At 39.2% G+C, this 14,720-nt stretch carries 14 protein-coding genes; 9 read left to right on the top strand and 5 right to left on the bottom strand.

Annotated features, from left to right (window positions below; all coding sequences use genetic code 11):
* Positions 1-166: 166 nt before the first annotated feature.
* From dnaK to V3I05_RS03475, 3 genes are read right to left on the bottom strand one after another with little or no spacing between them, the layout of a single operon-like run.
* Positions 167-2,044: a molecular chaperone DnaK gene (dnaK, locus tag V3I05_RS03485; protein ID WP_343354021.1), complete on the bottom strand. Its 1,878-nt coding sequence runs from the start codon at positions 2,042-2,044 to the stop codon at positions 167-169.
* A gap of 28 nt (positions 2,045-2,072) precedes the next feature.
* Positions 2,073-2,615: a nucleotide exchange factor GrpE gene (gene grpE / locus V3I05_RS03480; RefSeq protein ID WP_300448804.1), complete on the bottom strand. Its 543-nt coding sequence runs from the start codon at positions 2,613-2,615 to the stop codon at positions 2,073-2,075.
* Positions 2,616-2,629: 14 nt separating this feature from the next.
* A complete protein-coding gene (locus tag V3I05_RS03475; protein WP_300451787.1) occupies positions 2,630-3,424 on the bottom strand; it encodes an HrcA family transcriptional regulator in 795 nt (264 codons plus the stop codon).
* Between the two features lie 672 nt (positions 3,425-4,096).
* On the opposite strand from V3I05_RS03475, the gene V3I05_RS03470 reads away from it, so the two are divergent.
* The 8 genes from V3I05_RS03470 to V3I05_RS03435 all read left to right on the top strand — a co-directional run bounded on the left by V3I05_RS03470 (position 4,097) and on the right by V3I05_RS03435 (position 12,419).
* A complete protein-coding gene (locus tag V3I05_RS03470; RefSeq protein WP_300448800.1) occupies positions 4,097-4,726 on the top strand; it encodes a class II aldolase and adducin N-terminal domain-containing protein in 630 nt (209 codons plus the stop codon).
* 9 nt (positions 4,727-4,735) lie between these two features.
* The gene (locus V3I05_RS03465; RefSeq protein WP_300448798.1) at positions 4,736-6,100 is read left to right on the top strand and encodes a M20/M25/M40 family metallo-hydrolase; all 1,365 of its coding nucleotides are present in this window, start codon (positions 4,736-4,738) and stop codon (positions 6,098-6,100) included.
* A gap of 3 nt (positions 6,101-6,103) precedes the next feature.
* Positions 6,104-7,144 carry an N-acetyl-gamma-glutamyl-phosphate reductase gene (argC, locus tag V3I05_RS03460; protein WP_295701693.1) on the top strand — a complete coding sequence of 347 codons (1,041 nt, stop codon included), beginning with the start codon at positions 6,104-6,106 and terminating at the stop codon, positions 7,142-7,144.
* A complete protein-coding gene (locus V3I05_RS03455; RefSeq protein ID WP_295701695.1) occupies positions 7,131-8,009 on the top strand; it encodes a metallophosphoesterase in 879 nt (292 codons plus the stop codon). The genes argC and V3I05_RS03455 overlap by 14 nt, the downstream gene beginning before the upstream one ends.
* Positions 8,010-8,033: 24 nt before the next feature.
* The gene (locus V3I05_RS03450) at positions 8,034-8,960 is read left to right on the top strand and encodes a chemotaxis protein CheV (protein ID WP_300451793.1); all 927 of its coding nucleotides are present in this window, start codon (positions 8,034-8,036) and stop codon (positions 8,958-8,960) included.
* Between the two features lie 39 nt (positions 8,961-8,999).
* Entirely contained in the window at positions 9,000-11,360 is a 2,361-nt protein-coding gene (locus tag V3I05_RS03445) for a hybrid sensor histidine kinase/response regulator (RefSeq protein WP_300451784.1), read from the top strand.
* A gap of 1 nt (position 11,361) precedes the next feature.
* Positions 11,362-11,853: a chemotaxis protein CheW gene (locus V3I05_RS03440; protein WP_300451781.1), complete on the top strand. Its 492-nt coding sequence runs from the start codon at positions 11,362-11,364 to the stop codon at positions 11,851-11,853.
* Between the two features lie 173 nt (positions 11,854-12,026).
* A complete protein-coding gene (locus V3I05_RS03435) occupies positions 12,027-12,419 on the top strand; it encodes a DUF4136 domain-containing protein (protein ID WP_295701700.1) in 393 nt (130 codons plus the stop codon).
* A gap of 3 nt (positions 12,420-12,422) precedes the next feature.
* Here the strand turns inward: V3I05_RS03435 and V3I05_RS03430 are convergent, their stop codons facing one another.
* Complete coding sequence (locus V3I05_RS03430) at positions 12,423-12,800, bottom strand: winged helix-turn-helix transcriptional regulator (RefSeq protein WP_295701702.1); 378 nt, start codon at positions 12,798-12,800, stop codon at positions 12,423-12,425.
* Positions 12,801-12,915: 115 nt separating this feature from the next.
* Between V3I05_RS03430 and V3I05_RS03425 the strand changes: the two genes are divergently transcribed.
* Positions 12,916-13,527: a nitroreductase family protein gene (locus tag V3I05_RS03425; RefSeq protein WP_300448782.1), complete on the top strand. Its 612-nt coding sequence runs from the start codon at positions 12,916-12,918 to the stop codon at positions 13,525-13,527.
* A gap of 87 nt (positions 13,528-13,614) precedes the next feature.
* Here the strand turns inward: V3I05_RS03425 and mnmA are convergent, their stop codons facing one another.
* Positions 13,615-14,652, bottom strand: a complete 1,038-nt coding sequence (gene mnmA, locus V3I05_RS03420) for a tRNA 2-thiouridine(34) synthase MnmA (RefSeq protein WP_300448780.1) — start codon at positions 14,650-14,652, stop codon at positions 13,615-13,617.
* Positions 14,653-14,720: the final 68 nt, after the last annotated feature.

The following is a 14,720-nucleotide window of genomic DNA, read 5'->3' as shown; positions in this document are numbered from 1 at the left end:
TAAAAGGCACAGAATCAAACTATATGTTTTGTTTTAAGCTAATTGGTATGGAAAGAATTAATATACGACAAGGAGAGAGGTTGCTATGCTTTCTTATAAACAACCTCTATTGATACAATGCTTTTGACTAGAGAGTAGCCTCTAGTTGATAATTATACTTAGAATCCTACTCGACTTCCGCGTCAATCACATCATCATCTTTTTTCTTATTGTCTCCATTATTTTGTGCGTTACCTTGTTCTTTGGCATAGGCTGTTTGAGCAAGTTTGCCACTCGCCTCACTTAGAGCTTTGATTTTTGCTTCTAGCTCCTCTTTAGAGGCATTTTCATTTTTGAGGCTTTCTTCTAGTGAAGCAATAGCGTTTTGGATATTTTCTGCCTCATTAGATTCTATCTTGTCCTTAAACTCATCGAGACTCTTTTTAGTTTGATAGATAAGAGAATCTGCAGAGTTACGCAACTCAATAATCGCCTTTTTCTTTGTGTCCTCCTCCTTGTGTAATTCCGCTTCTTTGACCATTTTTTCAATTTCGGAATCTGAAAGTCCGCTTGAACCGCTGATTTTAATCTCTTGAGATTTGCCTGTGGCTTTGTCTTTAGCAGAAACGGTGAGGATTCCATTCGCATCAATATCAAAGGTTACTTCGATTTGTGGTACACCGCGAGGCGCAGCAGGGATACCGCTCAAATCAAATCGTCCTAGAGATTTATTATCCCGCGCTAATTCGCGTTCGCCTTGCAGCACATTAATACTCACGGCAGGTTGATTATCCTCATAGGTAGAGAAAATTTGCGTTTTCTTTGTGGGGATTGTTACGCCACGTTCGACTACTTTTGTGCATATACCACCGGCAGTTTCAATCCCTAAGCTTAGGGGTGTTACATCAAGCAAAAGCACATCTTTTACATCGCCTTTTAGCACGCCACCTTGCACCGCAGCGCCAACAGCCACGACTTCATCAGGATTCACAGATTTGTTTAATTCCTTGCCAATATAACTCTTTACACGCTCTTGCACTTTGGGAATGCGCGTAGAGCCGCCCACCATCACCACTTCACTAATATCGCTTTGAGTAAGCCCAGCGTCTTTAATCACAAATTCAATCTTTTTAATCGTATCCTCGATTAAGTCATCAATGAGGCTTTCAAACTTCGCACGAGTGATTTTTTTCACTAAGTGCTTAGGACCACTCGCATCAGCAGTGATAAAAGGCAGATTGATTTCTGTTTCTTGTGCGCTACTTAGCTCTTTTTTCGCATTTTCTGCCGCGTCTTTGAGCCGTTGTAATGCCATTACATCATTTTTCAAATCAATGCCTTCATCGCTTTTAAACTCCTCAGCCGCCCAATCAATGATTCTATTATCAAAGTCATCTCCACCAAGGAACGCATCTCCCCCTGTAGCAAGCACTTCTACGACATTATCGCCGGTTTCTAGCACGGTAACATCAAATGTCCCCCCGCCTAAGTCATATACCATAATCTTTTCAGCCTCTTTTTTATCTAGCCCATAGGCAAGTGCCGCTGAAGTAGGTTCATTGATGATTCTAAGCACATTTAATCCCGCAATTGTCCCGGCTTCTTTGGTTGCCTTGCGTTGAGAATCGTTAAAATAAGCAGGGACGGTGATGACCGCTTCTGTAACTTCCTCTCCAAGGTAGCTTTGTGCATCCTCTTTGAGCTTCATCAGAATCTTTGCTGAAATCTCTTGAGGCGTATAAATCTTATCGGCAATTTCTACTGCACACGCACCATTTCTATCCACGATATTATAAGGCAGCCTTTTTTCTGCCTCTTTTGCCTTATCTTCATTAAACATAAGCCCCATAATGCGCTTGATAGAATAAATCGTTTTTTTAGGATTGGTAACAGCTTGTCTCTTAGCCGGCTCACCTACTAGAATCTCGCCTTTGTCCGTGAAAGCCACGATAGAAGGTGTAGTGTTTTTACCCTCTTTGTTCGCAATGATTTTTGCCTCATTGCCCTCATATACTGCCATTGCTGAATTTGTTGTTCCTAAGTCTATGCCAATTACTTTTGCCATATTATGCTCCTTTATAATGAAATTAAAATTACGAATTTTTAACGACACTCACCATCGATGGGCGAAGTATGCGTTGCTTATACACAAAGCCTTTTTGCAAGGTTTGGAGAATCTCTCCATCGTTTTTGTCTGCACTTGGCACTTGCATAAGGCACTCGTGTAGATTTGGGTCAAACTCGCCATCTGTGGCTATCACTTCCACGCCGTGCTTATTTAACACTTTAATAAAGCTCTCCAATGTGAGCTGCAAACCCTGCGCGATAGCCTCTGCTTGAGGGTTGCTCTGTGCGCTCTCTAGGGCTTTTTCTAATGTATCAAGCACAGGCAATAAATCATTCATAATGCGCTCATAAGCGTATTCTAGGCTTTGATTCTTATCGCGCTCTAGACGTTTTTTAGTATTTTCAAAATCCGCAAACGCCCTTACATATTGGTCTTTTAACTCCTCATATTTGAATTTATAATCCTCTGCGCCCTCTGCCACTTGTGAATCTTGCGAGACTTCTTCTTGCGTAGTTTGGGTAGATTCTATATCTTCTTGCGAATCTTGTGCGTTTTCTTGCTCTTGCATAATCACTCCTTTATTTAAGATTGAATCATTTCAAAAAAATGGGTAAAGTCTCTATCTAATGCTCCGACACAGAGGATTCTACTCTTTTTATCAGGGTGAGATTTTAGCCGCATTTCTTGCATAACTGCCATATAACCTTTAGGTAGCACCTCCTCATAATATATGCCATTTTGCAGTGAATCAAATATGCTTCCATCGATGATGGAGTAAAAGCTTTGCTCACTACTATTGCCACTATATGCTTGCATCAAAGCCCCTACGCCAAAACGCTCTAGGTTGCGGCTCTGCACACAGGAGAGAGCATCAAGCACACTCTGCGCGCGTACCTGATAGGCGATATTACGCACATCGACAATCTCTAGTCCCTTTAACTCGTGCAAAAACCGCTCTAAAGTGCTAGAGAAAGGCAAGGTAATGCCTATATGCTCAAATTCAAGCAGTAGCTTCTGCTCGTCTAATCGCGTGATGGCACAGAGCCGATTGCTCTGCTCGATACTCACCACGCAAAATAAATCTGTCAAAAAACACGCCTCTTTGATACCCTCTAGTGAATCTGTCTCTATCCCTAGTCGTGTATCAAGCTGCCTATACCAATATGACTTCAAAGCCTCAAGCGTGGGAATACGACCGCTACTAATATGCGGCTGAAAAAGCAATCCCTCATCAGCCAATGTTTTGAAGTAGTTGCGTATAGTTGCCGATGAGATTTTGGTATTCATAAGTGTTTTTAAAGATTCCGAGCCAATAGGCTCTCTGTGCTTTAAATACTCTACGATAACGCGAGAAAGCAACATTTCTTTTTTACTCATCATACCTCTTGTCTCATCATTTCATATTATGTTTTGCGTTATTGCTTACATAAATGTTATGATTTTTTAAGTTTTGTTTCAATATTCTTGCTGAAAAGAGAAGTATTATAGCATAAATTTAGCAAATAAATCAAAATATTGCTAAATTTTATAAAACTTTAGTATATCAATATAAACTTATATAAATAAATTTACTAAAAAATTCTAAATAATATAATTTATATTTAATATTCATTTGGAGTGATACTAGAAGCGTAACTTTATAAAACAAATGCCGCAATCGCTTTTTGCAATTAGCGGAGGCGAGTAACAATCTAGCGAAATTGCCTCCTTTCCCGATATTATGCACTACGAAAGCCAAGCGAGAAAACGGATAGGATTATTCTTGTTAAAAACCTCGTTATAAACATTAACTTTAAACTCTTTGTGTTATTTTCTACAAGGGGCGAGTAGTATATTTTACAAGTGTAGATAGACACTGCGTGTGTAATATGAATATTTCGTGTGATTTAATATGTTAAGTTGGGATATATTTAATCCCAACTTGTGAGCGGATAATTTTAGAATCTTATTTGTTATTTTTATATAATTCATTAGGTTTTTACACCATTTTGATACACCCATTTTTCTATGATTTTTGCCTCATTACCTACAAAATGTTACAATCGCCTTATGAATATACATACTTCACAAGTCAGCGAGCAGCTTATAATCGATATAGCCAATATGTCACTTTCTATGTTTAGAAAGAATTTTTTTGGCGTGTTTCACGGAGCTATTTCCGCACGTCTGTCTAAAAACCGCTTCCTTATTAATAAGCAACACGCCGTTTTTGACAATCTCAATGCAGATTCTATGATTATGCTCTATCATAAAGAGGACTATCGCTGGAATGAGGCAAGTCTCCACGCCCCTATCCACGCAGCAATTTATAAATCCTTTAGCGAGGCGAAATTTATAGCCTATGCTATGCCACCTTATCTTGTTTCATATTCCCTTAAATACGATGTTTTAGAGCCTAAGGATTATTTTGGCTATAAGTTTTTAGCCCCGCATATTGATATTTTTGACCCTAAGGATTATGAGAGCTGGGCAGAACGTGCCGATACGGACATCCCTCGATATTTTAAAGAGCATTCTCACTCTTTTATGCTTATTAGAGGCTATGGGGTGTATGTGTATGCACGAGACCTCTATACCCTTGCTAAAACGATTGCGCTTGTTGAAAATTCCTGTAAAATCGCTCATTATAACGCAGATCTAGGAGAATCTTTTCAGGTAAGTCCAAAATATGATATTTAAGGATAGAGAATGAATCCATTTGCTACACATTGTTTAGAGACATTTCACAATCTTTGCGCGATTCCCCATTGTAGCTTTCATACGCAGGATATGTTTGTCTATCTTTGCACTACGTTAAAAGACAAGGGCTATGAGGTGCAAAGTGATGAGGCAAAAAATATTTATGCCAAAAAGGGCAATCCTAAAATTTGCCTCCAAAGCCATTATGATATGGTGTGCGTAGGGGATTCTACACAGCACAAAGGTGTGAAAACTATAGAAAAAGATGGCTTTTTATACGCGCAAAACTCCTCTCTTGGCGCGGATAATGGCATAGGCATAGCGTGTATGCTTACTCAAAATGCGAGTGATATTGAACTACTTTTTACCAATGATGAGGAAGTGGGTATGATAGGGGCTAATGCCTTGAGTATGGGGATTAGCTCACATTTGCTGCTCAATCTTGATAGTGAGGATTTAAATGAGATTGTGCTAGGTTGCGCGGGAGGAGCGGATATAGAATGCTCTATCAATCTCAAGCCTTTTTTGCAGCCTATAAAAACACTGTTAAAGAACTATCCTTATATCTATCATATCACAAGCAGGGGCTTTAATGGCGGACATAGCGGGATTAATATCCATAAAAATATAGAAAATGCCATTGTTGAATATGGCTTTTTGCTTTTCACACTCAATGCCTATATTATTACGTTAAATGCAGGGGAAAAGCGCAATTCTATCCCAGCCGGGCTAGATTCTATCATTCTATGCGACAAGCCTCTGCCCTCATCTTTTAGCACAGCAGATAATGCCTTTTTTGACATCAAACCCCTAGAACATTTAGATTCGTATGAAATGGCATATCATAAGGACGCGATTATGCCGCTTATCTGTGGCATACATAGCGGCGTGTATGTGGCTTCGGCACAAGGCACTCTCTCTTCGCTTAATCTCTCGCTTTTAGAGCAAGATGGCATAGATTCCTTGCGACTTATAATGATGACTCGTGCAAATACTCAAACCCTTTTAGAACGCAATATCGCACGATTGCAGACTATCTTACCATATTTGAATCCGCATTGCACCTTTAAAACAAGCGGACATTACAGTCCGTGGGAGAAAAGCATCTCACCCAATCACAAAGCCCTTGAATTATTATGCGATATTTATAAGACACATAACATTATGCCACATATCACACAAATCCACGCTGGACTTGAATGTGGCATCTTAAAGCGACAAATTCTCCTCTATAGCTCCCTTTCTCACCTTGATGTAATTTCTATTGGTCCTACTATCAACGCTCCGCATAGTTGTAATGAATCGCTTGATTTAGCGCATTTTGATACATTTTGTGCTATCTTGAATGATTTTATTATGGCGTATAAGGCTTAAGCTATGAGTGTGTCTATTAATGTAGGAATCATCGGCGTGAGTGGCTATACAGGCTTAGAGCTTGTAAAGCTACTTATCAATCACCCTATTTTCAATCTTAATTATGTGGCAAATACACAAGGAGGAGCAGAACTAGCGCAGATTCACAAAATGCTCTCCTCACTTGATTTGGCGCATTTGCCTATCTATCAGGCAGACGCAAAAGCCGCCATAGAATCGTGCAGTTTGCTTTTCCTTGCCCTTCCTCACAAAAATGCTATGGCAATGACAAAGGAGATTTTTGCACTTAAACATAATGCTAAAATCATTGATTTATCAGCGGATTATCGCTTGAATACAGCAAATTATGAATCCTATTATTGCCCACATATTGATAAGGAAAATCTCGCTCACGCCGTATATGGGCTGCCTGAATATTATCGTAAAGATATACAAAAGGCTCATCTTATCGCTAATCCGGGCTGTTACCCTACTGCTACACTTCTCGCCCTGCTACCTTTTGTGCCCTATATTGATGGCTCTTGTGGAGTATTTGTCGATGCTAAAAGTGGCGTGAGCGGTGCGGGTAAATCTCTCACAGATAATACGCATTTCCCTCATATTAATGAGAATCTTTTTAGCTATTCGCCGCTTACACATCGCCATCAAATAGAGATTACACAAAAATGCCATGATATTAGCAAAGAAGGCTTAGATATTGTCTTTGTCCCTCATCTTATGCCTATCACACGTGGTATGTTAGTGAGTGTGTTTGCCACGCTTAAAGCCCCTCTTTCATCACAAGAAGCCCAAGAGATTCTATCCCAAGCCTACAAAAATGAGCCATTTGTAAGAATCCGCGAAAATCCTGTCAGTATCGCCCACACTGCAGGCAGCCATTTTTGCGATATTTTTGTCGCAAGCAGTGGTAAAAATCTCTATATCAATTCATCAATTGATAATCTTTTACGAGGAGCTAGCTCACAAGCTCTTGTCAATGCCAATCTTATGTGTGGCTTGAAAGAAAATTTAGGTGTGCCTTTGGTGTCTTATGGCTTATACTAACACAAATGAGAATCTTAGCCAAACCGCGTCCTTATGGGATAATGCCCCATATATTAAAAATGATGCGATTTTCATAGCAGATTCGCATTTTATGCCTTTAGATATGCCGCTTAATGAGAAGGGCAGAGACGCCTCACAAGCACTTCTTGCATATTTTGAAAACCTTAACAACAATCCGCACACTATCCCCTCGCAAATATTCCTTATGGGAGACATTGCTCATCTTTTGCTTGGAGGGGTGGATTCTAGTCATAGGGCAAACCACGCCCTTTTAGCCCATATAGAATCTTTAAGCCAAAAAAGCCAGATATGGTGGTTTGAGGGCAATCACGACTTTGGACTTAAGGCTTCTTTTAAGGGATTGCCTTGTTTAGAATCTGTGTATCTTATCCCACGCACAGAGCAGCCTAAAGCTTTTATTTATGAGTCTCAAAATACAAAAAAACATCTCCTCCTCGCACACGGAGATATATTTCTTAATGCAAAATATGAGTTTTATATCCGCTTGATGAATACAAGATATTTGCGTTTTTTGATTTACTTACTTGATAATGTAACCTTTGGTAATCTCTACCACTCTATCGCCAAAAAAGTTAATCACAATACTATTAGGGTAGGCAAAGTCTCTATGGAGCATTTTGCTCCTATGCGCATTAATGCCTACCGCACTTATATGCAGCATATTATTCAAGGCAAAATGCAAGATATTGATGTGATTATTGAGGGGCATTTTCATATTGGCAAAACATACAAAGGCAATAATGATGAGACTTTGTATGTATCCCTACCTTCATTTTATGTTAGTAGAAGTATTTTTGATATAAAATCAATATTTCATAACACCTCATTTGCACAAGGAGAATAATTGAAGTCAGGCAAGATCGATATTATGCGTATTGCAAGTAATGAAATGGAGCTTGTGGATTTTAGAATCTATGAAGATAAAGATGGGGAGACCTATGAGGGTGTGTATGGCATTAATGTTGCTAAGGTAAATGGAATTGTTGAATTTCCTAATGAGATTTTTGAGGCACCTGGTAGTCCTGATTATATGCTGGGTATGTTTGATTTACGTGGTGATATATTACCTCTTATTGATTTGACAAAATGGATGAATATTAAGCCAAAAGAAGACCCTAAACGTCAAAAGAAAGTTATTGTTACTGAATTTAGCAATAAGCAATTAGGGTTTGTCGTCCATGCGACAAGACGATTAAGACGTGTAAGCTGGGCAGATATAGAATCTGCAATGTTTAGTTTAAGCAATGATGAGCAAAGGGGTAAAATCACAGGCACAACACGTATTGAAGATGGACGCACGTTGCTAATTCTTGACTTAGAGGGCATACTTGATGACCTTGACTTTCATATACCAAGTGGCGATAGTGCAAGTGTTGAGCAGTTTAGACCTACACATAGATTTGAAGGCAATGTGCTTATCCTCGATGATAGCTCTATTGCACGCAAACTTCTGCGAAGCACACTCAGTGATATTGGTTTTGATGTCATTGATGCAGTCGATGGAGAATCTGGTTTAGAACGACTAGAAAAGCTCTATGAGCAGTGGGGTGATAGTATAACGCAGCATTTAAAGCTCATTATTTCGGACGTAGAAATGCCCAAAATGGACGGGTTCCACTTTGCTGCACAAGTAAAAAATGACTCAAGATTTAACAAGATTCCACTTATTTTTAATTCCTCTATTAGCGATAAATTTAGTGCTACTAAAGGAAAGGAGATAGGAGCGGAGGCTTATTTAGTGAAGTTTGATGCAAAATTATTTTGCGATGAAATTAGTAGAATTTTGACAAAATAATAGTAGAATGCTATTTTAAATTATGTTAGAGGATTCACAATGGACGATATGCAAGAAATAATGGAAGACTTCCTTGTTGAAGCTTTTGAAATGATAGAGCAGCTAGACCAAGATTTGGTAGAGCTTGAAAATAATCCTGAAGACCTTGATTTGTTGAATAGAATCTTTAGAGTAGCTCATACTATCAAAGGTTCAAGCTCGTTTCTTAATTTTGATATTCTCACTCGTCTCACTCACAATATGGAAGACGTGCTTAACAAAGCAAGACGCGATGAGCTAAAAATCACTCCTGATGTAATGGACGTAGTTCTACATTCTGTGGATTTAATGAAGTCCCTTCTTACAGCCATACGCGATAGCGGCACTGATGCTAATAGCGGCATTGAGATTGATGATACTGTTACTCGTCTTCAAGCTATTTCTAATGGCGGCACAGCCCCTGAAAGCAAACCTGAAACAAATACGCAACCCACTCCTGCAGAGTCTTCAAACACAGCAAGCAGTGCGGCTGATAGTAATAATCCACTTGCTGATGAGCCAGATAAAGACTATTCAAATATGAGTAGCGAGGAGGTTGAAGCAGAAATTGAAAGATTGCTTAAAAAGCGTCAAGAAGCTGATAAGCAGGCACGTGCAGCAAAAAAAGCAGGCGGTGAAACACCTAAAGTGCAAGCACCTAATGCACCTGATACTACAGCTGCTGCAAAACCTACTCCCAAACTAGCAGCAAAAAAAGCAGGCGGTGATGAAAAAGCTCCAGCAGCAAATGTAGAGCAAACTGTCCGTGTTGATGTGAAGCGATTGGATCATTTGATGAATCTTATTGGTGAGCTTGTGCTTGGCAAAAACCGCCTAATTAAGATTTATGGTGATGTTGAGGAGCGATATGATGGCGAAAAGTTCCTTGAAGAGCTTAATCAAGTTGTGGCGTCTATTTCTTCTGTAACTACTGATGTGCAACTCGCTGTGATGAAAACGCGTATGCAGCCTGTGGGAAAAGTGTTTAATAAATTCCCTCGTATGGTGCGCGACCTTTCACGTGAGCTTGGCAAGAATATCGATCTTGTTATCACAGGTGAGGAGACAGAGCTTGATAAATCTATTGTGGAGGAAATTGGCGACCCCCTTGTGCATATTATCCGCAACTCTTGCGACCACGGGATTGAGAAGCCTGAAGCGCGTGCTGCAGCTGGCAAGCCTGAAACAGGCACAGTGAATCTTAAAGCTTATAATGAAGGTAATCATATTGTAATTGAGATTGCTGATGATGGTAAAGGCTTAGATGCACAAATGCTTAAACAAAAGGGTATTGAAAAAGGGCTTATTAGCGAAAGAGAAGCAGATTCTATGAGCGATAAAGAAGCTTTCAATATTATCTTTAAACCCGGATTCTCTACTGCTGCAGCTATCACTAATGTATCTGGACGTGGCGTGGGTATGGACGTGGTGAAAACCAATATTGAAAAGCTCAATGGTATCATCGATATAGAATCTGAAAAAGGTGTAGGCACAACTCAAAAGCTTAAAATACCACTTACCCTTGCCATTATTCAGGCATTGCTTGTGGCTGTGCAAGAAGAATATTATGCTATCCCGCTGTCATCAGTTATTGAAACTGTGCGTGTGAGCCAAGAGGAAATTTATACTGTTGATGGCAAGAGTGTGCTTCGATTACGTGATGAAGTGCTGCCTATCGTACGCTTGGCTGATATTTTTAAAGTAGATTCTGTGCTAGAAAATACAAGTGAGGTTTATGTAGTTGTCATCGGTTTGGCAGAGCAAAAAATGGGTGTGATTGTGGATTATCTTGTAGGACAAGAAGAAGTGGTGATTAAGTCTCTAGGCTATTATCTCAAAGGCACAGAAGGCATTGCAGGGGCTACCGTGCGTGGTGATGGTAGAATCACTATGATTGTTGATGTGGCAGCAATGATGGAAATGGCAAAAGAAGTGAAGGTTAATATCACAAAGCTTGCTGAAGAAAGTGCCGCTAAAACGAAAACTTCGCCAAGCGATTATGTGGTGCTTGCTATTGATGATAGTAGCACCGATAGGGCGATTATGAAAAAATGCCTTAAAACACTCGGCGTTACCGTGCTTGAAGCAGCAAATGGCTTAGAGGGGTTAGATATTGTTAAAAATAGTGATAAGCAGCTTGATGCAGTGCTTGTGGATATTGAAATGCCTAAAATGGACGGCTATACTTTTGCTTCCGAAGTGCGTAAATACAATAAATTCAAAAATCTTCCGCTTATTGCTGTTACAAGCAGAAATAGCAAAACTGATCGTATGAGAGGTGTAGAATCTGGTATGACTGAATATATTACAAAGCCCTATACGCCAGAATATCTTGCTAATGTCGTAAAACGTAACATCAATTTAACGATAGATGGAGAGTAAAATGAGCGAAAATAAACTAAAAGAAGTTCTTGATGGACAAAACAAAAGTAATGATAGTGTTCCTATGGAGGAAACACTCCATATTATTGGTTTTATGATTGGGAATGAGGAATTTGCTGTTCCAATTCTTAATGTAAAAGAAATTATTAAACCTATTGAATACACACGTGTGCCTGCTGTACCTGATTATGTGCTTGGTGTGTTTAACTTACGCGGGACCGTTTTGCCCTTAGTAAATATGCGTCTTAAATTTGGCTTACCTGCTATTAAGCAAGATGCAGACACAAGATTTTTAGTTATTACACAAAAAGATGAAATGATTGGCTTTATGATCGATAAGCTTACAAGTGCTGTACGTATCCCTGAAAGCGACATTGAACCAATTCCTGAATCTTTTAATGAAAATCAACAGCTTTTGCAAGGTATTGGTAAGCGAGAAGACCGTCTTATCACTATTTTACGTGTAGAAAGTCTCTTAAAGCGCACATTTTAATACTCTCCCCTTATTTGGGGAACTTCTTTTATCTGTTTAAATCTTTTGACACAAGCTAGATATTTCATAGTTTTGGAGGCTATTATGAAAATATATGTTTTGCCCCTTGTGTTAGGCTGTATGTTTGTTGGCTGCGCTATCTTAAACCTATAGATTCTAAAAATTTTGCTGATATGAGTGGGTATAAATACGCTATTATCGGGCAAACACAAACGCTTAATTCTAGTAGTGGTGCTGGCTATGTGGGCTATGGAGCCGGTATGGCTTACGCTGTGGGTAAAAGTGTAAATCCCAGTGATGTCATCAGTGGAATCTTAATGAAAAAAGGATTTATCATTGTAGATAGCCCAAAAGCAAACAAAACATTGCTTGTTAAATACGGGCAAAGCGATAAACGCAGCGTTTTGGGAGGTTTGGGGGGATACACCCTAGAGGTTTCTATACAAATGCTTGATGCCTTAACCCAAGAGCTACTTTTTGTATGCACTGCAGAGGGTCAAGGAAGCACCGAAGCTGATGATATAAGAGTGGCTATCGTGCGATGTTTAGAGAGTTTTAATCCCTAGAATCTAGCATTTGTCAAAAACACATTTGCTTTGCGTGTCTTTGTATGTCACCCCCCATTCATATAGAGAATCTAAAATCGGTATAAGTGTTTTGCCCTTATTTGATAGGGAATATTCTACTTTGGGAGGTATGCTTGGATATTCCTTGCGTTCTATCAATTTATCTTTTTCTAGCTCTCGCAAGGTGTTTGTGAGTGTTTTGAAAGAAATATTTCCCATATACCGCTTAAGCTCATTATAACGCACAACTTCAAAATACGCCAACGCAAATAAGATTCCCATTTTGTATTTGCCTGCTATCATACTTAATGCGTAGGCAAAGGGCGAATGAGCGATATTCTCTGCCTTTATACATTGTAATTCTTTGGTATGTTTTTGCATAGCCCTTCCTTCGTATGCTTCCCTTTAGGTAAGTATCTTACCTCTTTTTCCGTATTGTATTTTTGAAAAGTTTAACATACAATGTCAAATCATTTTATTTTTTAAAGGAGAAATTATGAATTTTGAACAACTCTTAACACAGCGATTTGCGTGCAAATCATTCACATCAAAAGAAATAGCCAAAGATGATTTGGACTTTATTTTAGAATCGGGGAGATTGTCTCCTAGTTCTTGTGGTTTTGAGCCGTGGAAGTTTGTTGTAATAGGAAGAAAAGATAGTGCTACTTTAAGTACAATGTGCTTTCATCAAGAAAATGTGGCTAGCGCAAGTCATAATATCATTATCTTAGCTCGCACAGACTTACAAGCAAAAGATGATTACATCAAAAAGCAAGTAGGCAGATTCTGCCCGCCTGAAAATGCAGAGAAATTTGATCAAGTTTTAAATACTTATACTGCAGAGACAAATGCGATGAATGCAGAGCAGCTTTATGCCTATGCAAAGGCAAATTGCTATCTTGCTTTAATGCAAATGTCCCTAGCAGCTATCAGTAGAGGTATTGACTCGTGTATGATTGGCGGCTTTGAAAAAGATAAGGTTGATTCATTTTTAGGGCTAACATATCCTTTCCAAACAGCCGTGATTCTAAGTCTAGGCTTTAGAGATAGTGAACCAAAACACAACAGAAAGCGATTAGCCATACATGAAGTTGTAGAGTATCGCTGATACTCTAAGTTTGCCTCTTAAAATAGGCAAACTTAGAATCTTTAAAGATAATTGCATTTCGTTGTGTGTAAAAAGAGCTGTGCGGATTTACTCCGCTTGTGTAATCACCCCACCGCCTAGCACACAATCACCTTGATATAGCACAAGGGCTTGTCCTTGTGCGACACCATAGGCAGATTCTAAAAGTTTTGCGTGGATATAATCCCCCTGCATATCAATCTGAGCTTTTAATGGCACAGAGCGGTAGCGCACTTTAATGTCATATACCCCTCCATTAAAGGCTTCAGGGAGGCTTTTATTAAGGGCTTTTATAGAATCTACGGCTAGTTCTTCTTTTGTCCCTACGACGATTTCATTGGTTTTTGGATTAATCGCTTTAACATAATGCGGCTCGTGTGAGCCAAAGACACTAAACCCTTTGCGTTTACCAATAGTGTAGTGCATATAGCCCTTATGTGTGCCTACGGCTTTACCACTGCTATCGCGCACTACACCCTCATTATCAACCTTTTCATAAAGGCGTAAAATATCAATATAGCTATCCTCGACAAAGCAAATTTCTTGAGATTCCTTATACGTTTGCAAAGTGCCTAGAAAGGGCAAAAGATCAAGAGCGGTTTTTTTCACATCTTCTTTATACATTCCGCCAAGGGGAAAGAGGATTCTATCAATAGCTTCTTGAGGCAGAGCATAGAGGAAATAGCTTTGGTCTTTTGTGTCATCAACTGCCTTGGCAACACGTTTAATGCCATTGATTTCTTTAATCTGTGCGTAATGTCCTGTGGCGATGTAATCACAACCTAGCTCATCTGCCTTTTTTAACCCTAAACCAAATTTCATTAGAGGATTGCAAATAGCGCAGGGATTAGGCGTTTGCCCCTCTTTGTATGAGCGCACAAAGGCATCATAGACATTTTGTTTAAAAGCCTCTTGTAAATCAAGTACTTCAAAGGCAATGCCTAAATGTGCGGCGACTTTCTGACAATTTTGAATAAATATTTGATGTTTTTTTTCTTTGCTATGTAATTTAAGATAAAGCCCTATAACTTCATAGCCTTGTGAGGATAACAAATGAGCGCAATAGGAGCTATCTACCCCACCACTCATAAGAAGAGCAACTTTCACGAAAAATCCTTTAAAAATAAAATGTAAAAAAGGAAAAAGTGTAGCATTTTGAAGTAAGTCGTGTGTAA

This window comes from Helicobacter mastomyrinus (assembly GCF_039555295.1).
In the GTDB taxonomy this organism is placed as follows: domain Bacteria; phylum Campylobacterota; class Campylobacteria; order Campylobacterales; family Helicobacteraceae; genus Helicobacter_C; species Helicobacter_C mastomyrinus.
This window is presented reverse-complemented; position numbering and strand designations above follow the sequence as displayed.